Annotated in this window: 21 protein-coding genes; 17 read left to right on the forward strand and 4 right to left on the reverse strand. The window is 45.9% G+C overall.

Annotation, left to right across the window (positions count from 1 at the left end):
• Positions 1 to 182 precede the first annotated feature (182 nt).
• Together CHA6605_RS23105 and CHA6605_RS23110 are read left to right on the forward strand one after the other, a co-directional pair.
• Positions 183 to 494 carry a hypothetical protein gene (locus CHA6605_RS23105; protein ID WP_015161792.1) on the forward strand — a complete coding sequence of 104 codons (312 nt, stop codon included), beginning with the start codon at positions 183 to 185 and terminating at the stop codon, positions 492 to 494.
• Positions 495 to 605: 111 nt separating this feature from the next.
• On the forward strand, positions 606 to 917 hold the full coding sequence (locus CHA6605_RS23110) for a hypothetical protein (protein WP_015161792.1): 312 nt from the start codon (positions 606 to 608) through the stop codon (positions 915 to 917).
• Between the two features lie 305 nt (positions 918 to 1,222).
• On the opposite strand, the gene CHA6605_RS23115 is transcribed toward CHA6605_RS23110, so the two are convergent.
• The 4 genes from CHA6605_RS23115 to CHA6605_RS23135 form a co-directional block, all read right to left on the reverse strand.
• The gene (locus CHA6605_RS23115) at positions 1,223 to 1,903 is read right to left on the reverse strand and encodes a response regulator transcription factor (RefSeq protein WP_015161793.1); all 681 of its coding nucleotides are present in this window, start codon (positions 1,901 to 1,903) and stop codon (positions 1,223 to 1,225) included.
• Between the two features lie 119 nt (positions 1,904 to 2,022).
• On the reverse strand, positions 2,023 to 3,162 hold the full coding sequence (locus CHA6605_RS36325) for a spondin domain-containing protein (protein ID WP_015161794.1): 1,140 nt from the start codon (positions 3,160 to 3,162) through the stop codon (positions 2,023 to 2,025).
• Positions 3,163 to 3,418: 256 nt separating this feature from the next.
• Positions 3,419 to 4,819 carry a sensor histidine kinase gene (locus CHA6605_RS23130; protein WP_232432123.1) on the reverse strand — a complete coding sequence of 467 codons (1,401 nt, stop codon included), beginning with the start codon at positions 4,817 to 4,819 and terminating at the stop codon, positions 3,419 to 3,421.
• 59 nt (positions 4,820 to 4,878) lie between these two features.
• Positions 4,879 to 5,490: a cysteine dioxygenase family protein gene (locus CHA6605_RS23135; protein ID WP_015161797.1), complete on the reverse strand. Its 612-nt coding sequence runs from the start codon at positions 5,488 to 5,490 to the stop codon at positions 4,879 to 4,881.
• Positions 5,491 to 5,976: 486 nt separating this feature from the next.
• Between CHA6605_RS23135 and CHA6605_RS23140 the strand changes: the two genes are divergently transcribed.
• From CHA6605_RS23140 to CHA6605_RS23210, 15 genes are all read left to right on the forward strand, one after another.
• The gene (locus tag CHA6605_RS23140) at positions 5,977 to 6,501 is read left to right on the forward strand and encodes a thioredoxin domain-containing protein (RefSeq protein ID WP_015161798.1); all 525 of its coding nucleotides are present in this window, start codon (positions 5,977 to 5,979) and stop codon (positions 6,499 to 6,501) included.
• 232 nt (positions 6,502 to 6,733) lie between these two features.
• Positions 6,734 to 7,594, forward strand: a complete 861-nt coding sequence (locus tag CHA6605_RS23145) for a cytochrome c biogenesis protein CcdA (RefSeq protein ID WP_015161800.1) — start codon at positions 6,734 to 6,736, stop codon at positions 7,592 to 7,594.
• Positions 7,595 to 7,628: 34 nt separating this feature from the next.
• Positions 7,629 to 8,567 carry a thioredoxin-disulfide reductase gene (gene trxB, locus CHA6605_RS23150; protein WP_015161801.1) on the forward strand — a complete coding sequence of 313 codons (939 nt, stop codon included), beginning with the start codon at positions 7,629 to 7,631 and terminating at the stop codon, positions 8,565 to 8,567.
• Positions 8,568 to 8,597: 30 nt separating this feature from the next.
• Positions 8,598 to 8,927: a thioredoxin family protein gene (locus CHA6605_RS36330; protein ID WP_015161802.1), complete on the forward strand. Its 330-nt coding sequence runs from the start codon at positions 8,598 to 8,600 to the stop codon at positions 8,925 to 8,927.
• Positions 8,915 to 9,733 (forward strand): hypothetical protein, encoded by an 819-nt coding sequence (locus tag CHA6605_RS23160; RefSeq protein ID WP_015161803.1) that lies wholly within the window; start codon positions 8,915 to 8,917, stop codon positions 9,731 to 9,733. The genes CHA6605_RS36330 and CHA6605_RS23160 overlap by 13 nt, the downstream gene beginning before the upstream one ends.
• A 626-nt stretch (positions 9,734 to 10,359) precedes the next feature.
• A complete protein-coding gene (locus tag CHA6605_RS23165) occupies positions 10,360 to 10,671 on the forward strand; it encodes a hypothetical protein (protein ID WP_015161792.1) in 312 nt (103 codons plus the stop codon).
• A 107-nt stretch (positions 10,672 to 10,778) separates the two neighbouring features.
• Positions 10,779 to 11,087: a hypothetical protein gene (locus CHA6605_RS23170; protein ID WP_015161804.1), complete on the forward strand. Its 309-nt coding sequence runs from the start codon at positions 10,779 to 10,781 to the stop codon at positions 11,085 to 11,087.
• A 311-nt stretch (positions 11,088 to 11,398) separates the two neighbouring features.
• Complete coding sequence (locus CHA6605_RS23175; RefSeq protein ID WP_015161805.1) at positions 11,399 to 13,009, forward strand: ABC transporter substrate-binding protein; 1,611 nt, start codon at positions 11,399 to 11,401, stop codon at positions 13,007 to 13,009.
• A gap of 39 nt (positions 13,010 to 13,048) precedes the next feature.
• Entirely contained in the window at positions 13,049 to 13,399 is a 351-nt protein-coding gene (locus CHA6605_RS23180; protein WP_015161806.1) for a four helix bundle protein, read from the forward strand.
• Positions 13,400 to 13,438: 39 nt separating this feature from the next.
• Positions 13,439 to 14,464: an ABC transporter permease gene (locus CHA6605_RS23185; protein WP_015161807.1), complete on the forward strand. Its 1,026-nt coding sequence runs from the start codon at positions 13,439 to 13,441 to the stop codon at positions 14,462 to 14,464.
• Positions 14,465 to 15,262: 798 nt separating this feature from the next.
• Positions 15,263 to 16,720, forward strand: coding sequence for an isochorismatase family protein (locus CHA6605_RS23190; protein WP_015161808.1), 1,458 nt, complete (start codon positions 15,263 to 15,265; stop codon positions 16,718 to 16,720).
• A 111-nt stretch (positions 16,721 to 16,831) separates the two neighbouring features.
• A complete protein-coding gene (locus tag CHA6605_RS23195) occupies positions 16,832 to 17,644 on the forward strand; it encodes a hypothetical protein (protein ID WP_015161809.1) in 813 nt (270 codons plus the stop codon).
• An 86-nt stretch (positions 17,645 to 17,730) separates the two neighbouring features.
• A complete protein-coding gene (locus CHA6605_RS23200) occupies positions 17,731 to 18,222 on the forward strand; it encodes a DUF427 domain-containing protein (protein WP_015161810.1) in 492 nt (163 codons plus the stop codon).
• A 193-nt stretch (positions 18,223 to 18,415) separates the two neighbouring features.
• Positions 18,416 to 18,640 carry a DUF2087 domain-containing protein gene (locus CHA6605_RS33170; protein ID WP_269744613.1) on the forward strand — a complete coding sequence of 75 codons (225 nt, stop codon included), beginning with the start codon at positions 18,416 to 18,418 and terminating at the stop codon, positions 18,638 to 18,640.
• Positions 18,641 to 19,080: 440 nt separating this feature from the next.
• Positions 19,081 to 23,676, forward strand: a complete 4,596-nt coding sequence (locus tag CHA6605_RS23210; protein WP_198288391.1) for a glutamate synthase-related protein — start codon at positions 19,081 to 19,083, stop codon at positions 23,674 to 23,676.
• Positions 23,677 to 23,807 lie beyond the last annotated feature (131 nt).

Raw genomic sequence — 23,807 nt, forward strand, 5'->3', positions numbered from 1 at the left:
TCTGTAGATATTGGTACGAACACAAAAGACACAACTCAAACCCACAGTTAACCACTCGAAAACACAGATTAAAGTCTAAATTAAATCTCCAAGTTTTCCGAAATTAACTCAATAACATTTGTTGTCTTGAGTGTAAGTAACCACTAAAAAACCATCTCTACTTAAATAGGAATACTCAGCTCATGAACTTCAAATCTATCCTCGTTCTCGGTCTCGGCGTCGCTACATTGGGTCTGACTCTTCCCGCTCATGCTGATACAGCTAATGTTAATACCAGCAGCCAAACTACCGTGATTACTGGCAACAAAAACAAGATCGACCAACGGAACACTTCCACCATTCGCAACACGGGCATCGGTCGTCCGACTTTTGAAAGCACTGGTAGCAGCAATGATAACGCTCAAGCTGTAGATGTTTTCGGCAATCGCAACCGTGTCGAGCAAAAAAATACTAGCGACATCAAAAACGTTCGTGTCAACCCCCGCCGCTACTAAGGTGTGACTGAGGTTGTCAGTTCACTTCACTGACAACCGCCGCTATTTAAACTCTTTGATTCGATTTTAATTAATTAATTCACTCGCTAATACAACAGGAATACCCACATCATGAACTTCAAATCTATCCTCGTTCTCGGTTTAGGCGTCGCTACATTGGGTCTGACTCTTCCCGCTCATGCTGATACAGCTAATGTTAATACCAGCAGCCAAACTACCGTGATTACTGGCAACAAAAACAAGATCGACCAACGGAACACTTCCACCATTCGCAACACGGGCATCGGTCGTCCGACTTTTGAAAGCACTGGTAGCAGCAATGATAATGCTCAAGCTGTAGATGTTTTCGGCAATCGCAACCGTGTCGAGCAAAAAAATACTAGCGACATCAAAAACGTTCGTGTCAACCCCCGCCGCTACTAAGATGTGACTGTGGTTTTAACTCCAAACTTGTTTAATAACTCGTTTTAACTCAAATCGCTCATTTACGTAAATTAGTAAATGAGCGATTTGATTTTTTTCGGATATAGCAATCCAAAATTAGAACCTTATTTACATACTGGCCAGATGTCGATCGTGAGTTGCTAATATCACAAATCATTTTCGGTACAATGCTTGTGCAGTAAGAACTTTATCAATATTTAACTTCAGGCAAAATTTTATTTGAGAAGATTTACAGAAAGTGAATCCATCCATCAGATGGTTGGCTGTCAAAGGTAGGCTTGCTATTATACATATTCTTTCAACACATATCCCACACCACGAATCGTATATAGCAGGCGTTTGGGATTATTTACCTCTAATTTGAGCCGTAGGGCACGAATGTAGACTTCAATAATGTTCGACTCGCCCATAAAATCATATCCCCAAACTTTTTCCAAAATTTGTTCGCGGGTCATTACTTGGCGAGGATGTCGGAGTAAATATTCTAATAAATCGAATTCTTTGGCAGTTAATTCGACTATTTTCCCCTGTCGATAAACCTCACGAGTGAGACGATTGAGCGTTAGGTCTTCAAATTCAAATCGATCGATATCCTCAGACTGCAACCGTCGTAGTCTGGCTTTTACTCTTGCTAATAATTCTTCGATACTGAAGGGTTTAGTGACATAATCATCCGCTCCAGCATTTAATCCGGCAACTCGATCGGGAATTTCATCTTTGGCAGTGAGCATAATAATCGGTACCTGAATTCCAGTCGATCGCAAACGCAGACACAGGTCTAGTCCAGAAATTCCTGGTAACATCCAATCTAAAATCAACAGATCGGGCTGGATATTTCGGGCCATCGTTAATCCGTCTAAGCCATTTTGGGCGACAGTCACCTGATAGCCTTCTAATGTTAATTCTTCTTCAATTAACCCTGCTAGTTTTGGGTCATCTTCAACTAAAAGAATTCGATCGTTCATATCGATGATTTCCAAGCTAGTAATGCAATGAAAGGGGTAAGAATCTAGTAGTGTGGTTACTTCGTTTCTTCCCCCCCCGATCTCATTATATTAGCCTCAAGAGCGATCGAACTGTTGTTTTAGACGAAAGCAGATCCCGTAATGTCAGCAGCACTGACATTTCTCAAAATTGCCAGTTCATCATTACCAAAACTAATCACCGTGTTACGACCAACTCCAGAGATTGTCAGATCGCCGAAGTTGAGACCATTTGACAACCCGATGCGATCGCCACTGCCAAGATTAAAATCAATAATGGTGTCAAAGCCTTCGCCTTCAGAGAGGGTGAACACATCGCTGCCAGCACCACCTGTTAACCGATTGAATCCGCTGCCACCAAACAGAGTATCGTTGCCGTTGCCACCAAACAGGGTATCATCACCTTCATTGCCATACAAATAATCATTACCATTGCCTCCGTGGAGACGATCGTTCCCAAGTCCGCCGACTAGCTTATCGTTGCCCAGTTCACCGCGTAAGTTATCGTCCCCAGCACCCCCATTAATCAGATCGTCTTGTTTGGTTCCGGTCAGATTGTCGCTGCCATCGGTACCAGTGATGGTGTTGAAGATGCGGAACCGAGCGATTTTGTAGTCAGGTGCAGTAAAATCACCATTGACAAATCGAGGATCGCTCAAAATCGCACCACCTGGAATAAATCCAGTCGCCGCGCGAACCACCCCATTTTCGGTAGTACCCGTATTGGGGGCTGACTGTCCAAAGAAGGCAGTATTGGCGGGGATTTCATCATTGACTTCGGTACCAGCATCTAAAACTTGGCTGCCGAGTACAATGAAATCGGCACCGAGGAAGTTGCCTTTAGCATCAAAGATCTCATGGGCGCGCTCGTTACCATTGGCAATGAAAAAGTCATTGCTGGGGAGAACCATCGAAGCATAGTTAAAATAGCGGCTGTTGGGATTGCTGGCATCCAAAGTTACCGTAAAAGAGCCTGTTTCACCTGGATCGATCGGACCAGGCGCGCCTACTAATGGCCCAGTAACCACTCCAGCAACAGTTCCAAATCCTGACTGGAGGAACTCAGCACCAATAACGCTAACGGTACCATCTTCAGAAATTCGCTCTACCCCCAGAGAAGCAGGGCGACCGCGATCGTATGTATCGAACATACCATTATGAAATCCAAACCAAACAGGCGTGAGCAAGGTACCTTTAGTCGGTGCCAGATTTTCGATTTCAATGGTGAGTTGAGTTTGCATGGCGAGCGTATGAGAATAATTTGGTTATGACTGCTAAAAATTAATCTCGATCTCAAGCAAATTTCATGACGAGTAAAGTATTAGAACAAACGGCTCTAATACTTTACTGGGTCGAAGATTTACCCGCTCCAGAAGAATTTAAGCAACAATCAAATTAAATGCTAGAAAAATGAGGATGAGATGAAGATTAGCTGGATACAAGATAAAGCTTTGCGTATAAATACTTACAATCCTGACTCGAACAGCATTCGATCGTTCATGGTGATGATTTCCAGATTGGTAATGCAATTGTAAAAACACTGCCTTCACCTGGCTTCGAGCGCAGTGTAATTTTGCCATTCATTCCTTCAATTAAACTTTTGACGATCGCTAAACCCAAACCCGTTCCATCCCTAGAGCGAGTTGATGATTCTTCAGCTCGATAAAAACGCTCGAAAATGCGGTTTTGATGTTCTAGAGCGATCCCAATTCCTCGATCTCGAATGTGAATAATTGCCAGATCTGCGGTTTGTGCGATCGAGATCGAGATATCACCATTCGAGTACTTAATCGCATTATCCACGAGATTAATTAAAACTTGCATCAGTCGATCCTGGTCGGCGAGTGCAACAATATCTGCTGTAGTTGCCATCATCTCAATCGGATACTTGCTGACTTTTTGGCTCATTTCGATGACTTCAGCAACCAATGTATTTAGAACGACTGGGCTATGGCGAAAATGAAGATTGCCGCTATCGGCGCGGGCGAGATCGAGTAAATCTTGCAGCATTCGGATCGTCCGATCTGTTTCGGCGATTGCTGTTTCAACAGCATGTTGCTGGTGATTGCTTAAATTGTCACCCCGCCGCAATAAACTTTGCAGATAGCCTAAAACCACGGTTAGCGGTGTGCGGAGTTCGTGAGAAACATTACCCACAAATTGACGCTGTTGCTCCCATGCCCCTGATAATCTAACTGTCATCTCATTAAAAGCGGTTGCCAGTCCCAAAATCTCATCTGGAGCCTGTTGAAGTTCGAGTTTAGCCGCACCCAGATCGTCAGCAGAAACGTTGCTGGCAATTTGGCTCATCTGTGCCAAAGGTTGAAGCGTTTTGCGAATTCGCTGGGAGATGGCGATCGTCAGCAGACAAATTGCCAGCAGTCCGATCGCAATTAGGCGACTAATTCCAGTAGTTAATTGATGTCGATCGGTCGTGATATCTTGAGAGAGATATACTTTGCCCACCAGCATACCATTGACGGTCAGGGGATTTCCACACAACACCAGATAGCGATCGCCATATTGGACAATCGTCGGCTTGACAGGTGCTGATGTTTGACTAATGGTGTTGACAAGATCGATCGATGGCATATTCATCCCTGAAGATTTGCTCAGAATCTTGCCATTAGGCTCTTTCACCCAGATTGCTACCCCCGATGTCGAAAGTTTATCGATCGTTCGTTTTAAACTAATTTCAATAGTTTTCCCTTCACTATACATTTCCACCTGTTCGGGAAAGCGCATTGCCACGTATTCTAGCAGTTGCTTGTGAGAGGTTACTAAATTTTGCTCCATCTGCCATCCCGCCCAGAAGGCGACAGCACTAACCCCGATGGCCGAGAGAGTCACCAATTCTAGCGTCAACCGAAACTGTAATGAAGTCGGTGAAACTCGCATTCTGAAAAAGTTACGGATTGATTTTGGGATACGAGAGGGCATTGAGGGAAAGGGGGAAATTAAAATATTTGGGCGGTGGAGTGAAGGGGATCGAATTCAAAGCGACGATCGTAATCGGTCGCACCATAGAGATTGAAGCTAATCGTGGGTTCGTCGCTGATGGCTTCAATCTGGTGAATGGCATCGGGCATCAAACAGAGAATGTCACCAGGAACGAGAATTCGATCGCCTGTTGCTTCGATGAGATCGGGAAATTCGGTTGTGGGCGATCGTTGCCAAAAAGTGTTTTTTTCTCGTCCATCTAACAGTGCCACAATTCCCCAAGCTGCATGATTGTGGACTGGTGAAGCCGTCCCTGGCGACCAAACCACTGTTTGAATCGTTATTAGAAAATCTGGCTCGTCATAGAGCGTTTGCACCGACCACCCCGTTTCGGGATCTGGTGATAAAAAGTTCAGTTGCAACCACTCACAACTATTTAGCAGCCGTCTGACTAGGGGACAGATACGTTGGAGGCGAAGGAGATCGTCACTTTCTCGATCGACAATATCTTCAATATCAGTGAGAAAGCGATAAAGTCGATAAGGTCGATCTCCCCAATTCTCCCGTGCGTCAGTTTCACAAGGAACGCACAGCCCTGCATCTGTCACCAACCAGTCTCGATCTAACATACTTGCTTCCCTAGTATCCGATCTCAAGTTTAAGAGCAGGATTATAGATCTAGGTGATTCTTAGCTAATAACAAGATGAATTTTTGCTGAAGATGACAATTTTTTAATAATTTACTAAGTGAGTAAAAAATCCCATCCTTGGAGGAATGCCGCAGGCAGGGTGAGCAGATCTCCACATTAGGTGATTCCCAGAAATAAACATACGCTCGCCGTTGGTTCGATCCTGGTTCCAGAGGCTTCGCCAATGACTTCGCTCAACCAACTGATGGATCGAGGGTTGAGCGAAGTCGAAACCCGTCAATCGAGGTATATTCTTTGTCGAGAATCACCTTAACCAGAATCTAAATGGATTCGATCTCCCTTGATTTTATCTAATATCCATGTTTTCTTCATCTGAGACTCATCTTGCTAGATTTTAATTATAGGTAAGCCCAAAACATTGGGCACACCGAATCGATACCTAAGTATTTTTACACAGAGAATCTAATGAAAGTTCAATTTCTTGCTACATTTGCGGCGATCTCATTACTGAGCGTTACTGCCGTTGCTCCGACCATCTTCTTTGGTACAAACGCTGCGGTTGCTGGTTGTGCGGGTAAAACAAATCCTTGTGCTGCTAAACCCAATCCATGTGCTGGTAAAAAAACTTCTAATTCTGTTGGTGGCCCCTTGGCAAAACAATTACAAGGGAAGCCAGTCGTTGTCGATATCTATGCTAGTTGGTGCCCCGCTTGCAAAAATATTGCCCCCACTGTTTCCAAAATCAAGCAGCAGTACGGTAACAAAATCACTTTCGTGACATTAGATGTATCTGACAAATCTAGCTCTGCTAAAGCTGAAGCCACGGCTAAAAAATTGGGTTTGAGTAAGTTTTTTGCAGCTAATAAAACTCAAACTGGTTCGCTGACGATCGTCGATCCAGCCACCGGGAATATCTTAGGACAGGAACGTAACAATGCCGAGCTAACTGCTTATTCAACCGTATTAGATTCGGCGATCTCCAAAAAATAGACCTGTTCGTAGAAGTAAGCGGATACTCTATTCTCTTTCCCTTCACGAAGTCTCTGCCTGCGCAGAAGCTGTTCTATGCAGGCAAAGTCTACGCCAATGATGTTATTCCATTTACTCCTCCTAATTTTTTTATTGTTTATAAAAAACATTCGTCAAAAATCATGAACGATCTGAGAGTGATTATTTTAATTTAGCATGGCTATCATTCGATCGCAAATATCAGGAAAATATTATGAAATTAGAGCAAGAACAAGATCTTGAGTCGCACCCAAATGGGCGCGAAAAAATACATCCAAAGATCGCCAAGAAATGGGTTTTGTTCGGTGGTTTAGCACTACTGGGCTTGGTATTAGCATTACTGATTACTGGCCCAATTTCTCAAGGAATCGAACACATAATTTCACTTGCAGAAAACCGCTATCAGCAATGGTTTTCTAAACAAGATACGGCTAATCCATTAGTATTAGTGCCATTAGCTTTTATCGGCGGCTTAATCGCCAGTGTTTCCCCCTGTATTCTGGCACTGTTACCACTGAATTTGAGCTATATTGGCACCCGTAATATTACTTCTCGTGGTGATGCTTTTGTTAAAGCTGGATTGTTCGTACTCGGTAATGTCATCATTCTCGGTTTGTTTGGGTTAGTATCATCATTTGCTGGCGCAGTAATGGTGGAATATCGCGGTCATATTAATATGGTAGTCGGCGCGATTATACTAATTATGGGTTTTGGCCTATTAGGATTGATTAAAATCCCCTTACCCCAAATTAATGTCGATGGCTCAAATTTTGGCCCCTTTGGTGTGGGTTTAACATTTGCTTTAGTTAGTTCGCCTTGTGCGAGTCCAGTCTTATTTGCCGTTCTCGCTGCCGCAGGTGCTAGCGGTTCCCAATTACTCGCCGTACTGACAATGGCAAGTTATGCCTTTGGTTATACGATTATTATCTTTCTAGCTAGTTTGCTAACTGGTTTTGCCAAGCAAGCAAATCTACTATTAAAACATTCACAGAATATTACCAGATTTGGTAGTGTATCTCTAATTTTGGCAGGGATTTACTATCTATTTACTGGGGCACAATGGTTTTTCGCTTAGTTGTTGCTTTTGGGCTAATTAATGGATGAGAACTATGATAGAAAAGCTCGTAATTATTGGTTCGGGTCCAGCAGGTTATACGGCAGCAATCTATGCCGGACGCGCTCAATTGCAACCATTGATGTTTGAAGGTTTTGTGGTTGGAGGATTGCCAGGTGGTCAATTAATGACTACCACAGAAGTGGAGAATTTCCCTGGCTTTCCAGAGGGAATTCAGGGGCCACATTTGATGAAAGAAATGCGCCAGCAAGCTGTTCGCTGGGGGGCAAAATTAATTACTGATGATGTAGTTAGAGTCAATTTTAGTTATAGACCATTTACGATCGCGACTGATGACCTAGAAATAAAAGCTCAAGCGGTAATTATTTGTACTGGTGCAACTGCCAAGCGACTGCATATTGTGGGAGAACAGCAATTTTGGAATAATGGGATCTCTGCCTGTGCAATTTGCGATGGTACAAATCCCTTATTTAAAAATGTAGAAATTGCGGTAGTTGGCGGTGGTGATTCGGCAGCGGAAGAGGCCTTGTATTTAACTAAATATGCCAGCAAAGTACATATGTTAGTCAGAAGCGATCGATTGCGAGCTTCTAAAATTATGCAGGAGCGGGTTTTAAAACATGATAAAATTCGAGTGCATTGGCAAGCATTACCAATTAGTGCTGATGGCGATGATGTCCTTCGTAACGTGCAGATTCAAGACCAAAAATCTGGCGTAATAACTGAGTTAAAAGTTGGTGGTTTATTTTACGCGATCGGACATACGCCCAATACCCAACTTTTTCAAGACATATTAGATTTAGACGATAAAGGTTATATCAAAACCATTGGTAAATCCACTGCCACCAATATTGCAGGTGTATGGGCTGCTGGTGATGTCCAAGACCACATCTACCGTCAAGCAATTACGGCGGCTGGTACTGGCTGTATGGCAGCACTAGAAGCCGAACGCTGGTTAGCCGAAATTTATTAATTCAAAGATAATTTAGAGGTAATATTTAAGATGTCAGCATCAACTTTTCCCCAAGGTCGTCCAGCTTTTGAACAATTGAAAAGTGACTCTAATAAACTAATTCTAGTCGAAGTGAGCGCGCCGCACTGTAGCTCTTGCGATACGCTCAGACCTATTTTGCATCAACTAGCCACCGAACAAAATGGCAACTTCGATCTAGTAGAAATCGATATGACTGAAGAACCAGATCTCGCGATCGATCTCGGCATTCGTAGCGTTCCAACTGTCGTTTTATTTAAAGATGGTCAATTGCTAGAAAAAATTGTGGGACTAAAGCCTAAAAAGTTATATATAGAAACAATTCAGAAATGGGTTCGCTAAACTCGATCTTTATTCAGGAGCAAGGTTGTATTTTGAAATTATTATCGGTTCCAAGTCTGACAGGATTGATGGTGGGTTTACTGGTGTCGGCAAGTTATGTGCCTTCGGCTCAGGCTAGCTATATTTGTGCGAATGGCCCTGGTGCTGACGAAGTACAGGTGGGGTGGACTTATGCTCCCAGCGGCGGTAGTGGTAGTAATCGTTTCCGGCTATGCGAAAAAAACCGGAATGGCGGAGGTTCTAACTCAGGCTCATCCGCCGAGCCAAGACCCGATCCGTTCAAAGGAAGGCTAGAGGCGATATCTGCGGTAACGAGTGCCCTGCAAGGCAATTTAGCAGAGCGAGAACGCATTATCAAGAGTCCGAAGTACCAAGCATACATGAATGGCGAATGGGAATTTTCAGGTAAAAATGGTGGGCCTTGTGCGGCTATTTATTCACGAAAGGGTGAGATTGTTGTGATGTCAGGGCTAGGTGGGAAATCCAAAAACGGCTCCTTAATCTTCCTTAGCAGCAATATCCCCCGTCCAGCCAGCCCCAAAATCATTAGTGTCACACTGAGCCAAGATAATTATCAGCCGCAAACAGTGAAAGCCGCCAACCATACATTGACATTGACCAACACATCACTTGGGGCGATTGAGCTAGCCATACCAAACCTGGAAGCTGGCTTAGCGGGGGGGAAAAGCACAAACCGTTACAATTTAGCAATGGACGGTAAGTCCATAGTAAATATTGAGTTTCAGGGCGGTTCGGAGGTAATCGACAGACTTCGTAAATGTCTGAGTACCCGCGCCAATAAGTAGGTGTTTTGCTCGATCCATTTCTGTTTGGATTGCTGAGTTTAAGGAAGTTATCTGATGAGATGACTTCCCAGCCTCCGCGCATTGTCTTGGCTGGAAATGGCAAATTCGGAACTGACAAATTGAGAAAATCTAGGAACTAATCAATAGACAATTTAGCCAGTAGGTTAGGGTCGTCAGGGTCATTAGGGTCAGGATGGCCAAAGAAGCCACTCCAATTTTTGCAATTACGGATAGTCAGTCAGTGCAAATTCTATGCGATCGGTTGCTGTAAATGATTTGCCAGTACTAGAAATTATCCACTTTATATATAGGTGAGATGTCGCTCATGAGTTATTAACATCATGAGTAATTTTCATTGAAATGCTTGTGTGGCGAGAGTTTTGGCGACATTTAATTTCGGAAGAAATTTTATTTGAGAAGTCTTGCGGAAAGTGAATCCATCGATCTGTAGATATTGGTACGAACACAAAAGACACAACTCAAACCCACAGTTAACCACTCGAAAACACAGATTAAAGTCTAAATTAAATCTCCAAGTTTTCCGAAATTAACTCAATAACATTTGTTGTCTTGAGTGTAAGTAACCACTAAAAAACCATCTCTACTTAAATAGGAATACTCAGCTCATGAACTTCAAATCTATCCTCGTTCTCGGTCTCGGCGTCGCTACATTGGGTCTGACTCTTCCCGCTCATGCTGATACAGCTAATGTTAATACCAGCAGCCAAACTACCGTGATTACTGGCAACAAAAACAAGATCGACCAACGGAACACTTCCACCATTCGCAACACGGGCATCGGTCGTCCGACTTTTGAAAGCACTGGTAGCAGCAATGATAACGCTCAAGCTGTAGATGTTTTCGGCAATCGCAACCGTGTCGAGCAAAAAAATACTAGCGACATCAAAAACGTTCGTGTCAACCCCCGCCGCTACTAAGGTGTGACTGAGGTTGTCAGTTCACTTCACTGACAACCGCCGCTATTTAAACTCTTTGATTCGATTTTAATTAATTAATTCGCTCGCTCATCAGGAATACTCAGCTCATGAACTTCAAATCTATCCTCGTTCTCGGTCTCGGCGTCGCTACATTAGGTCTGACTCTTCCCGCTCATGCTGATACGGCTAGTGTCAATAGCAACAACCAAAGCACCGTCATTACTGGTAATAACAACGTCGTCAATCAAAGAAATACTTCTAGGATTCGCAATACTCAAACTGGTGGTCGCACTTTTGAGAATACTGGTAGTGTCAATGATAGCAATCAAGTTGTCGATATCTTCGGTGATGGCAACCGTGTCGATCAAACAAATCGCAGCGACATCAACAATGTTCGTCATAACCGCCGCAGATAATGTTACTGCACTCAATTAAATCCGAACTTGGATAATAACTCGATTTCAAACAACTCGCTCATTTACCAAATTGCGTAAGTGAGCGAGTTGTTTTTGGCTGTAATACTTGACTTGACTCATGATATGTCACCAAATAAAACAGATCGAAGGTTGCCAAGTTGTTATATATTAAGTAACCGACCTTATGGTAATTTGGATTCGTTAGCTAATTGGCAGCTTGTGACGATGCTCTCGATCCAAAGGCCGTGTCTAGAGAGAGGCTGCCGTAAAGGCGATCGGCTCTTAAATTATTATGGTAATTACTTACATCTATGAATAGATGGCGTCATGTTAGCTTAGTTTCGATCGCGCTACTGTTGGTAACGAGTTGCTCGCAAAGCAGCAATAATTCGCCAACGGCGATCGCCAGTAGCGATGAAGGTAGAATTACGGTGGGGACGACGCAAAAACCGCGCACCCTCGATCCTGCGGATGCTTACGAACTGAGATCGATCGCCTTGATTCGGAATTTGAGCGACAGGTTGTATACTTACGATCCGGGTAGCACCGAACTCAAGCCCCAGCTAGCCATCACATTACCTACAGTTAGTCCCGATGGTTTGACTTATACCATTCCCTTGCGGCAGGGAGTCGTCTTTCACGATGGCACACCGTTTAATGCCGCTGCGATGGCTTTTTCGCTGCAACGGTTCATTCAAAATAAAGGTAAACCATCATCCCTATTATCCGATCGAATCGAGACAATTACCGCCACTGGAACTTATGAACTGACTATTAAACTCAAAAAACCCTTTAGTGCCCTGGCTTCAGTCTTGGCATTTCCTGGCACATGTGCGGTATCTCCTAAAGCTTATAAAATTGGTAAAAATCAATTTGAAGCTAATACCTTTGTCGGCACGGGGCCTTACAAACTTACAGAATATGGTACCGATCGGGTAAAATTAACCGCATTCGATCGCTATTGGGGTGCCAAACCACTCAATCGCGGCGTCAATCTCCAGATTTTCAACAGCAATTCCGCCAATCTCTATAACTCCTTCCGCACCGGAGCCGTCGATGTCGCCTTCCAATCTCTCGAACCCGATCAGGTTAAAAGTCTGGAAGAAGGAGCCAAAGCAGGCAAATGGCAATCGATCGCGATCGATGGTAGCGTGACTAGTTATCTGATCCTCAACGTCCTCCAGAAGCCCCTAGATAACCCCCTAGTCCGTCAAGCACTCGCCGCCTTAATCGATCGACCCACCATCAACGAACGCGTCTTGTACGGCCAGGGCAGCCCCTTATACAGCATCTTACCCAGCACCTTTAGCGTCTCCCAACCAGTTTTTAAAAACGCATATGGCGATGGTAATATCGCCAAAGCCAAACAACTCCTCACCCAAGCCGGATTTTCGCCTCAGAACCCCGCCAAAATCCAAATCTGGTATCCCTCCGGTTCCACCCCGCGCCGCCTCACGTCGGGCTTTCTACGCGCCTATGCCAAGCAAAAATTGGGCGGGATGCTAGAGATCGAACCCAACACGATCGAGTCGGCATCGTTCTTTAAATACGCCAGTAAGAATATTTATCCAGCCACCCTCCAAGACTGGTACCCCGACTTTCTCGATCCCGACAACTTCGTCCAACCTTTCCTCGAATGTCCCAAAGGCTCGGTGGCTAAAGGCTGCGAAGAGGGCAGCAGTCAATCGCAAGGCTCATTTTATTATAGCGATCGGATGAATCAACTCCTTACCGCCCAAGGCAAAGAAACAGACCCCACCAAACGCAAACAAATCTACGCTGATATTCAAACCCTCATTCAACAAGATGTCCCCCTAATTCCCCTCTGGCAAACCAAAGATTTTGTCTTCGCCAAAAAAGGCATGAGCGGCATCCAGCTCGATCCGCTTCAGAATTTGTTGTATTCGCAAATGAAGAAGTAGGGGTATAGTTGATAGTTGATAGTTGATAGTTGATAAGTAGTGAGTAAATATATTGTTAGAGATAAATCATTTAATTTCGCATTACGAATAATAAAATCATACAAATATCTGACAGAGCAAAAAAGAGAATATGTTTTAAGCAAGCAAGTGCTGCGAAGCGGTACAGCAATTGGAGCATTGATTAGAGAAGCTGAGCAAGGTGAGAGCAAGGCAGATTTTATTCATAAGTTGGCAATTGCTCTCAAAGAAGCTAAAGAGACAGAATATTGGCTAGATCTTTTATTTCATTCTGACTATATCGAAGAAAAAAGCTATGAATCTATCCATGCGGACGTAGAAGAGCTAATTAAACTACTAATTTCCATCATTAAAACATCTAAAAATATCTAAAACCATCAACTATCAACTATCAACTATCAACTAAACCTTATGTCCCGCTCCAAAGCCCTCCAATACTACCTGACTGCGCGGTTGCTCCTAGCTCCCTTGATGTTATGGACGATCGTTACCCTAGTCTTTTTCTTGCTCAAAGCCACACCTGGCGATCCGGCAGATGCCTTTTTAGGCAATCGTGCCTCAGAAGCAGTCAAAGCAGAATTAAGAGAACAATTAGGACTAAATCGACCGATATATGTACAGTATTTTAGCTACTTATTCAATCTCCTCCAGGGAGACTTTGGTAAATCGATTACTAGTTCTGGGAAATATGTTGTAGATGTAATTCGCGAAAACTTTCCAGCTACATTAGAACTTGCGATCGGCAGTATGTTAGTCGCTTTTATCGTCGGCGTCACTGTCGGCACGATTTCGGCATCTCGTCCCGGTACGGTTTCCGAAGCCAGCGGGAGATTATTTGGGATAATTAGCTATTCCTTGCCGATTTTTTGGGTGGGGATGTTATTGCAATTAGTCTTTGCCGTGCAATTACGTATTTTCCCCCTCGGTGGGAGATTTCCGGCAAACTTAACACCGCCAGCCAAAATTACCGGACTATATTCGATCGATAGTTTATTGCACTTCGACCTGGGCAGCTTTTTTGTCTCGCTGCATCATCTGGCTTTACCATGTCTGACACTAGGCGTTCTACTTAGCGGCATCTTCGAGCGAATCGTGCGAGTGAATCTCAAGCAAAGTATGAAAGCCGAATATGTCGAAGCCGCCAGAGCCAGAGGTATTCCCGAACAGAAGATTCTGATCTCTCATTCGCTCAAAAATGCAATGATTCCAGTCATTACCGTCTTGGGTTTGACCACTGCTTCTCTCTTGGGTGGTGCGGTACTCACCGAAGTTACCTTTTCTTGGCCGGGATTGGCAAGTCAATTATACGAAGCCATCTCCAATCGGGATTATCCCACAGTCCAAGGTATTATGGTCTTCTTTGCCGCGATCGTGGTAATTGCCAGTATCCTCATCGATCTCATCAACGCCTGGATCGATCCACGCATTAAATACTAACCAATCGCCTAAAAATCCCCTCCTAGGAGGGGTGCCCATCGGGCGGGGTGGGTTCGCCATCTATACTAATTACCAATAATCTAACATGACCATCAACGTCAAATTATCCTCGATTTAAGAGTGCTAAATTCGATCGAAGACGGATTGGTAAATAGTGAGGATCTACCCACCCCGCCCTACGGGCACCCCTCCCAAGAGGGGATTTTTTTTGATAGGTTGCGTATTGAGGAATCTAATGTTCCCACATACCTTTAATCTTGAAACTGTGCTAAATATTTAGCCTCATTGCTACGATCGATCGCCAATAAGCCGCCATAACTAGCTCCGGTTAATGCCAATGTCAGAAAAGTAGCGATCGCTAAACGCTGTGGCTCATTTTGAATATCTTCGATCGAAATCTTTATAGATTTTACCCGATCTGCTTTTTCCTCTTTTTGAGCAATTTGTAATGCCTGTCGATCGTCGGCGATTGCTTCTTCCTTCCTACCTAACTGATGTTTAGCAAATGCGCGATCGCTATATAAATAACTATCCTACAACAAGTGCAATGGTACGTAAAACTATTAGCGATCGATGTACTATTCGGAAGTCTTTAGTCAATTGAGGTGGAGGATTGAAGACTAGAATATCTGGACTCGGTCGCTCGATCGTCATAGTAAGGAAGAGGATGAGGCTACCTTTGTTACTATGCCCACTTTGAGAATTTTCATATCATTGCGATCGATATCCAATTGACTGTGAGATCGAGTTATATAATAAGTAAGCTAGCTATAATAACTCTAGCGAAAAATAAGATTGATGAAATCTCTTTCCGCTCTTTTAATTGTCGATCTTCAGAACGATTTCTTATCCCAGGACGGTGCTTTTAGTAAGTGGCATATCGAACCCCAACAACTCTGCGATGCTGTCAATTGGTTGGTACAAGCCGCACGACAACAACAGCGACAGGTAGTGTGGATTGCTTCTAATTATGGCGAAGTCACTGGAGAGCCTGAAGAACTCCAAGGTAAAACCCACATTGGGAAGTTTTGTTGTGTCAAAGATACTTGGGGTAGCAAAATCGTTCCGGCTTTGCAAAGTGCTTTTGAGCAAAGAACGGATGATGAACTTGCGATCGTCAAATATTGGTACGATGCTTTCGTTGGCGTAGCCTCTCAGAATGAGAATCGGACGACATTGCACGAATGGTTACAAGCAAAGCAAATTACCAAACTGTCTATTTGTGGCGTCCCGACGAATGTGTGTGTGTTTCAGACTGCCAAGTCTGCGCTGCGCTTGGGCTATCAGGTAGAGATTTTAGAAGAAGCTACTTCTGCCAGCACGCCAGGTAAACACCTACTGGCAATTCGCGAACTGGAAAAACTCGGCGGTACCACCAGACACTGGGGAGAACTGCTCTCCGAAAGCAATCCAGTCCGACTGAGCGGTATTGCTGGCGATAGTAGTTTGGATTGTGCGGCTCTCTCGTCTTGCATTGATGAGAGTACATTCGAGACTCTGCACGATGAGGTGGCTTGGCATCACATGATTCATCGCGGTAGCGCGGTACCGCGTCTGATTGCGCTCCAAGGCATGAAGGAAGCCGATGGCGTCGAACCCTTGTACCGCCACCCAGCAGACGAGCAGCCCCCTTTAACCTACTGGACGCCGACTGTTGATGCGATTCGACAAGAGGTGGAAGGTCGCATCGGTCATCCATTAAATCATTGTTTGATTCAACTCTATCGCAACGGGCGCGATTTTATCGGCGAACATGCGGATAAAACGCTGGATGTGATGCGTCCTTCTTTGATTGTCAACGTCTCGCTGGGAGCCACGCGCTCGATGTTATTTCGATCGAAAACAACCAAAGGAACGGTACCCCAAAAACTGCCGTTACCCCACGGCTCGTTGTTTATGTTGAACTTAGAGAGCAACCAAAAGTTCTATCACGGTATCAAACAACTGGGGAGCGACAGCACGGATGCACTGCGAATTTCGTTGACGCTGCGGTACATCGGCACCTATTACGATCCTATTAATGGAGCCGTCTGGGGGATCGGTGCGCCCAGCAAAACCAGAGCGGAGGCAAATGCTAGAGTTAAATGGAGCGATTCTCTTTCCCTTGAAGAAAAACTTGCCAAGGAAACCGCAGAAGCCGATTGCCTGTTGAGACTCTTTCGCGAGGAAAATATTAATGAGAATTTCGATGCCAATGCCTATCAGCCTGGATTCGATATTTTAGATTTTCAAGGATTTGTCGATCGACGATCGTGATTACCTACCGCCAGTATATGGTAGCGATCGACAGTAAAATTAGAGATGTAATGATGGTCGAGATATCCGCTCTGACCTGCTGGGCTTGAGACCCATTTTCTTGGTAAAGTCATGACATCCTTCAGCTTAAATATCGAAGTCACATTTATTGATGATGCTACTGATGAATCGATCGGTGTTACCCAAATACCAGCTAATAATCTGCCAGATTCATTCGAGCGAGACACCATTATCAACCTTAGTGGCGCAGATTGGAATGTCCTGAATGCGCGACCAAAAACTCGCGCTCAGTACACGAAATCCAAAACATTGATCTTGTGGATTCGTCGAATAGAAATGGTTAATCCCCACGATATTCTCTACAGCCTCCCTTCAATCTGCGATCCGATTCCAGAAGTAAACGATCGAGATATTTCCGGTGATGAATTGACAATTGCTGAAGATGATTGGCGGCAATTTGAATTAATTTCTAATAAACTAGCCGATAAGGTTGATAAGGAAATTGCGAAAATTCGACTCATTAATGAAAATGCCGCTGTAGGAGTGGGCTGGCGAGAAATGCACATTCGCAAGAAACCAGAAATCCCGATCGCCAGCAATATTGCCTTGCCTCATTTAGCAAGTTTATTGAAAGTACCCAATAAATCTACAGGCATAACTTACCATGGCTCGCGATCGCTAATTACTGACGGTTATTCATTGACATTAAATGATGACTTTTCTGTATATGGAATAGCTCCAAATGGCAGAGTACAAGTAATTGCGATCGGTCAAGATTCCAATATATCCGCAAGCGTAGAATCGATCGAGCTACTCCTACAAATCGCTCGCAAATTCAATCTCGATTTGGTACATTGGTGTCGTTGTATCCGCGTCAGTCCAGACGATCCAGCCTTTCGATCTTTGTTAGCGCAAAGTGAATAGGCTTTAGGCTTTAGGCTTGAGGATTAACTTCTCCCAGTCCCCCCGTCTCCCCGTCCCCCAGTCGCCCCCTCTCTCCCTCCCCACATATGCCCCAACGCATCCCACCCCAGCCAGGCCAAGAATCAGTCTGGGACTACCCGCGACCCCCACGTTTAGAGCCTGTTAGCAAACGAATTCAGATTATCTTTAACGGTCAAACCATCGCAGACACCACTGCTGGCTATCGCGTGCTCGAAACCAGCCATCCGCCTGTATATTACTTACCCCCCGCAGATATTCAGATGCAATATTTGCAAGCGACGACACGCGGTTCTTTCTGCGAGTGGAAGGGTAATGCTCTGTATTATCACCTCAGCGTCGGCGATAAGCGCGTTGAAAACGTGGCTTGGGCGTATCCAACCCCCACCAAGAATTTTCAATCGATCGCGAATTATCTAGCTTTCTACGCGCAGCCGATGGATGCTTGTTATGTCAATAGCGAGTTGGTAACACCCCAACCTGGCGAGTTCTATGGCGGTTGGATTACCAAAGATATCGTCGGGCCATTTAAGGGCACTCCTGGAAGCTGGGGTTGGTAACCTCACATCTTGCATTAATAGATAGAGACTAGTACCAGCATAAATCTGAGGGTACCCACAAGGGGCACCCATACACAATTAACCTGTAGGGGTGCCCCTTGTGGGTACCCTGGGTCTACACCAAGCACTAGTAGATTTCAACTGATGCAATACGTGAGTAAACACATTTGTCGAGAACGATCTCATCAGAGAAATCCCCTCTACACGCAAGAAACGCTGGATTATTCTCAAGTGGTTGGTGCAGAAGTTTGAATTCGATCGACTCTATCCCGAACAGGAGCTAAACGCGATAATTAAGCCCATCCACTGGGATACTGCGACTCTTCGACGGGAAATGGTTGGGTACAACATGCTGTTTAGGGAGCACAGTATCTATCAGCGCGTTCCCGCATCCGACTGGCGAATCGATACCAACTAACTAATCGATCGGTAATCTCAGCACCAAAACTCAATCGATTGTTTGTAAAATAGAGATCCTCTCTAGATTTGCATCTAACTTCACGACCTGTTATTTTAGATATTCCTGAGTAAATCATCGTTGAAATCGTAGATATTCATCGATCGAAATCCTCTGCGATCGGGCAGTTGATTGACTCCCATCACTCGTACCTAGAAGCTCGCATATTTTTCGGCGGCTACATCGAGAGCGTTAGCAAAGCGGACAAAGTAGCCAGCTATACATAAAATCAACTCGAAATCCTGGTAGAAGCTATAGATCCGTGTTAACAGCACTATCGATTTTGTCACCATTGGCGGCTGCTGTCGATCGAATGCGCCGCAAACGCTCCACCCTTATTAAATCACCTATCGCGCTGCCCGCACTATCCAACTATGAACCACTCAGACAATCATTGGCGCATGAACCATTCCTCTGTTTCGACTGCTGCTAACCAAGAACCTTATCTCGGCCCGCGTTGGTTGGTAGAAGAACGGGATGCTTGCGGGGTGGGTTTTATTGCTTGTCCGTCAGGAGAAACCAGCCACAAGCTGATTCAACAGACGTTGACGGCTTTGACTTGTATGGAGCATCGTGGGGGTTGTAGTGCCGATCGCGACTCTGGCGACGGTGCGGGGATTTTGACGCAGGTTCCTTGGGCGTTATTCGATCCGTTAGTGCAAGGTAAAGATCGATCGCGGCTGGGTGTAGGAATGGTATTTTTACCCCAGGATGCTGCTAAACGTGCTGTGGCAAAAAAGATCGTTGCTGAGGTCGTCACTCAAGAGCAATGTGAATTAATCGGCTGGCGCGAAGTTCCGGTCGATCCAGAGACATTGGGCACTCAAGCACGCGAAAATCAGCCATACATCGAGCAGGTAGTCATCGCTGGAACTAGCACTGAGGATGAATTGGAGCGACAGCTATATTTGGTGCGCCGCAAGATCGTTAAGGCTATCCAAGCTGACGGGACGATCGAGCCTGGAGATGATTTTTATATCTGTTCGCTCTCCAATCGGACGATCGTCTACAAGGGGATGGTACGCTCGGCAGTATTGGGCGAGTTTTATAGCGACTTGACTAACCCAGAATTTACGGCGGCATTTGCTGTATATCATCGCCGCTTTAGCACCAATACCCTGCCTAAATGGCCGCTGGCACAACCGATGCGGATGTTGGGACATAATGGCGAAATCAATACCCTGTTGGGCAATATCAACGGGATGACGGCGCGGGAAAGCGACCTCAATCATCCGATGTGGAACGACAGATTGCGAGAGTTACAGCCGATTCTCAATCTCGATAATAGCGATTCGGGGACACTAGATAACGTCTTGGAATTGATCGTCCGCTCTGGTCGGAGTCCGATCGAAGGGCTGGCGATTATGGTACCAGAAGCTTATAAAAATCAGCCAGAATTAGATAAATATCCCGAAATTACGGACTTCTACGAATACTATTCGGGATTGCAAGAAGCTTGGGATGGGCCAGCTTTACTATCGTTTAGCGATGGTAAAGTTGTCGGCGCGTCACTCGATCGCAATGGCTTACGACCAGCGCGGTACTGTATTACCAAAGATGGCTATATCTACGTCGGTTCTGAAGCTGGCGTGGTCGATTTACCTGTCGAGGAAATCGTCGAAAAAGGTCGGCTCGGCCCCGGAGAGACGATCGTCGTAGACTTAGAAACCAAAGAGATTCTCCATAATTGGGAAGTCAAAGAACGAATCGCGCGCGCGCATCCCTACGGTGCATGGCTCAAAGAATATCGTCAAACATTAACCAGCCAAGCGTTTGAAAATACTCTAAAAGTAGAACCGTCGAATCTGCTCAATCAGCAGACGGCATTCGGCTACACCGAAGAAGACATCGCCATGATCGTCAATGACATGGCAGAAAACGGCAAAGAGCCGACGTTCTGCATGGGCGATGATATTCCCTTGGCGGTATTGTCCGAAAAAGCGCATCCCCTATACGATTATTTCAAACAACGCTTCGCCCAGGTCACCAACCCCGCGATCGACCCGTTGCGCGAAAAATTAGTGATGTCGCTCGATGTCAGCCTGGGTAAAAAGGGGAACTTACTCGAAGCCAAACCCGAACATGCGGGGATGTTAAAGTTAACTAGTCCCATTCTAAATGAGGCGGAATTAGAAGTAATTAAAACTTCCTCCCTCGGCAGTGAATTTCTTTCGACACTGTATTCAGTTAACGATGGCGTCGGCGGATTGAAACTGGCGATCGACAAATTGTGCGCTACCGCGCTCGCTGCTGTCAATGCAGGCAAACAAATTCTCATCCTCAGCGATTGGTCGGCTGACGGCTTAACCGATGCAATCACTTATATTCCCCCGCTCGTCGCTGTCGGTGCGGTGCATCATTACCTCACTGAGCAAGGCTTGCGCGCGCGCACTTCGATCGTCGTCGATACCGCTCAGTGTTGGAGTACCCACCATTTCGCCTGTCTGATCGGTTTTGGGGCATCCGCCGTCTGTCCGTATCTGGCTTGGGAATCCGTTCGCAGTTGGTGGCATTCCTCTAAAACCCAAGCCGCCATCGGTCGGGGCGAACTTCAGATTACGATCGATAAAGCGCAAGCTAACTACCGTAAAGCGATCGAAGATGGCTTGCTCAAAATCCTCTCTAAAATGGGGATTTCCTTGCTCTCATCCTATCAAGGAGCGCAAATCTTTGAAGCGATCGGGATCGGACGCGAAGTTCTAGATATCGCCTTCAAAGGCACCACTTCCCGCATCGGTGGCTTGACGATGGCCGATATCGCTCAAGAAACGATGACTTTTCATCACAAAGCCTTCCCCAAAGAACTCAAGAAACTCGAAAACCTCGGCTTCTTCAACTACCGTCCCAGTGGCGAGTACCACATGAATAGCCCCCAACTCGCCAAAGCTCTCCACAAAGCCGTGGATGCTTATGCGACTCAGGAAGGTTACGACCACTATGAGACTTATAAAAAGTATCTCCAAGACCGTCCCTTAACAGCCCTACGCGACTTATTAGACTTCAAGAGCGATCGTCAGCCGATTGCCCTCGATGAAGTCGAGTCTGTCAGCGAGATTGTCACCCGCTTCTGTACGGGCGGCATGTCTCTGGGCGCACTCTCTCGTGAAGCCCATGAAGTCCTCGCCATCGCCATGAACCGCATTGGCGCGAAATCTAATAGCGGCGAAGGCGGCGAAGATCCGGTACGGTATAAAACGATCGACGATGCCGTCGATGGTAAATCCGCGATCTTGCCCCACCTCAAAGGCTTGCGCAATGGTGACACCGCTAAAAGTGCGATCGTCCAAATCGCATCGGGACGCTTTGGTGTCACCCCGCAATACCTAATTAACGGCAAACAAATCGAAATCAAACTCGCTCAGGGTGCGAAACCAGGTGAAGGCGGTCAACTTCCAGGGCCAAAAGTCAGCCAATACATCGCCATGCTCCGCCGCTCCAAACCCGGCGTGATGTTAATTTCACCCCCACCGCACCACGATATTTACTCGATCGAAGATCTAGAGCAACTCATCCACGATCTCCACCAAATCAACCCCAAAGCGAAAGTCTCCGTCAAACTCGTCGCCGAAATTGGCATCGGCACGATCGCCGCAGGCGTCGCCAAAGCCAACGCCGACATCATCCAAATCTCTGGACACGACGGCGGTACGGGTGCCTCCCCCCTCTCCAGCATCAAACATGCAGGCAGTCCTTGGGAACTCGGTTTAACCGAAGTTCACCGCGTCCTAATGAACAATCAACTTCGCGATCGAGTATTATTGCGTGTGGATGGTGGATTAAAATCCGGTTGGGATATTATCGTCGCCGCCCTGATGGGAGCCGAAGAATACGGCTTTGGCTCGATCGCGATGATTGCCGAAGGCTGCATTATGGCACGAGTCTGTCATACCAATAAATGTCCCGTCGGTGTCGCCTCCCAGCGAGAAGATCTCCGTGCCCGCTTCCCCGGCATCCCCGAACAAGTTGTTAACTTCTTCCTATTCATTGCCGAAGAAGTCCGCAGCATTTTAGCCCGTCTCGGCTACAAATCTCTCAACGACCTTATCGGACGTGCAGATCTATTTACCCTGCGCCCAGGCGCCAAATTAACCAAGTTAGAGAGCATAAATCTCGACTGCCTCACCCAACTGCCAGATACCAAACTCGATCGATCCTTCCTCGTTCATGGCGATATCCATACCAACGGAGCCGTATTAGACGACGAAATCCTCGCAGATGTAGATATTCGGAACGCGATCGACAACCAAGGCACCGCCACCAAATCCTACACCGTCGTCAATACCGATCGATCTGTGGGCGCGCGCATTTCTGGTGCGATCGCTGCTAAATACGGCGATAGCGCATTTGAAGGACAACTCACCCTCAACTTCGAGGGAGCCGCCGGACAAAGCTTCGGCGCATTCAACCACGAAGGAGTCAGCCTCAACCTCACAGGCGAAAGCAACGACTACGTAGGCAAAGGCATCAACGGGGGCGAAATCGTCATCAAACCCTACACAGGCACGATCTTCGACACCAGCCGCAACGTCATCATCGGCAACACCTGCCTCTACGGAGCCACAGGCGGCTACCTATATGCCAACGGACGCGCAGGCGAACGCTTCGCCGTCCGCAACTCCCGCGCCACAGCCGTAGTCGAAGGCACAGGCGATCACTGTTGCGAATACATGACAGGCGGTGTCGTCGTCGTCCTCGGCCAAGTCGGACGCAACGTCGGCGCAGGCATGACAGGCGGTTTGGGTTACTTCTTAGATGAAGACGACACCTTCATCGCCAAAATCAACCCCGAAATCGTCAAATGGCAACGGGTACAAACAGCCGCAGGCGAGAAGCAATTGAAGGATCTAGTTGCAGCTCATGGTGCGAAAACCGGAAGTCAGAAAGCACAGGAAATCTTGAGTCGCTGGACGGAATATCTGCCTAAGTTCTGGCAGTTGGTACCTCCTTCGGAGGCGGAAACACCGGAGGCTAGTGCTAAACAGGCTGTGAGTGCTTAGATTCTGACATAACTCATGTGAGGTAAAGTGGATTGACCTACTTTACCTTTTTTGTTGTGTGAGTCCATTTTAACTAATGTCTTAGTGGTGTCGAGTGTCAATATTTGGGAAGACTAATAGTATTGGTCGAT

Origin of the sequence: Chamaesiphon minutus PCC 6605, assembly GCF_000317145.1 — a bacterium.
In the GTDB taxonomy this organism is placed as follows: Bacteria; Cyanobacteriota; Cyanobacteriia; order Cyanobacteriales; family Chamaesiphonaceae; genus Chamaesiphon; species Chamaesiphon minutus.

What these genes read in the sequence shown, in the direction of transcription:
- CHA6605_RS23105 (WP_015161792.1), top strand. Translation starts at nt 183, where the DNA reads ATGAACTTCAAATCTATCCTCGTTCTCGGTCTCGGCGTCGCTACATTG.
- CHA6605_RS23110 (WP_015161792.1), top strand. Translation starts at nt 606, where the DNA reads ATGAACTTCAAATCTATCCTCGTTCTCGGTTTAGGCGTCGCTACATTG.
- CHA6605_RS23115 (WP_015161793.1), bottom strand. Translation starts at nt 1,903, where the DNA reads ATGAACGATCGAATTCTTTTAGTTGAAGATGACCCAAAACTAGCAGGG.
- CHA6605_RS36325 (WP_015161794.1), bottom strand. Translation starts at nt 3,162, where the DNA reads ATGCAAACTCAACTCACCATTGAAATCGAAAATCTGGCACCGACTAAA.
- CHA6605_RS23130 (WP_232432123.1), bottom strand. Translation starts at nt 4,819, where the DNA reads ATGCGAGTTTCACCGACTTCATTACAGTTTCGGTTGACGCTAGAATTG.
- CHA6605_RS23135 (WP_015161797.1), bottom strand. Translation starts at nt 5,490, where the DNA reads ATGTTAGATCGAGACTGGTTGGTGACAGATGCAGGGCTGTGCGTTCCT.
- CHA6605_RS23140 (WP_015161798.1), top strand. Translation starts at nt 5,977, where the DNA reads ATGAAAGTTCAATTTCTTGCTACATTTGCGGCGATCTCATTACTGAGC.
- CHA6605_RS23145 (WP_015161800.1), top strand. Translation starts at nt 6,734, where the DNA reads ATGAAATTAGAGCAAGAACAAGATCTTGAGTCGCACCCAAATGGGCGC.
- trxB (WP_015161801.1), top strand. Translation starts at nt 7,629, where the DNA reads ATGATAGAAAAGCTCGTAATTATTGGTTCGGGTCCAGCAGGTTATACG.
- CHA6605_RS36330 (WP_015161802.1), top strand. Translation starts at nt 8,598, where the DNA reads ATGTCAGCATCAACTTTTCCCCAAGGTCGTCCAGCTTTTGAACAATTG.
- CHA6605_RS23160 (WP_015161803.1), top strand. Translation starts at nt 8,915, where the DNA reads ATGGGTTCGCTAAACTCGATCTTTATTCAGGAGCAAGGTTGTATTTTG.
- CHA6605_RS23165 (WP_015161792.1), top strand. Translation starts at nt 10,360, where the DNA reads ATGAACTTCAAATCTATCCTCGTTCTCGGTCTCGGCGTCGCTACATTG.
- CHA6605_RS23170 (WP_015161804.1), top strand. Translation starts at nt 10,779, where the DNA reads ATGAACTTCAAATCTATCCTCGTTCTCGGTCTCGGCGTCGCTACATTA.
- CHA6605_RS23175 (WP_015161805.1), top strand. Translation starts at nt 11,399, where the DNA reads ATGAATAGATGGCGTCATGTTAGCTTAGTTTCGATCGCGCTACTGTTG.
- CHA6605_RS23185 (WP_015161807.1), top strand. Translation starts at nt 13,439, where the DNA reads ATGTCCCGCTCCAAAGCCCTCCAATACTACCTGACTGCGCGGTTGCTC.
- CHA6605_RS23190 (WP_015161808.1), top strand. Translation starts at nt 15,263, where the DNA reads ATGAAATCTCTTTCCGCTCTTTTAATTGTCGATCTTCAGAACGATTTC.
- CHA6605_RS23195 (WP_015161809.1), top strand. Translation starts at nt 16,832, where the DNA reads ATGACATCCTTCAGCTTAAATATCGAAGTCACATTTATTGATGATGCT.
- CHA6605_RS23200 (WP_015161810.1), top strand. Translation starts at nt 17,731, where the DNA reads ATGCCCCAACGCATCCCACCCCAGCCAGGCCAAGAATCAGTCTGGGAC.
- CHA6605_RS23210 (WP_198288391.1), top strand. Translation starts at nt 19,081, where the DNA reads ATGAACCATTCCTCTGTTTCGACTGCTGCTAACCAAGAACCTTATCTC.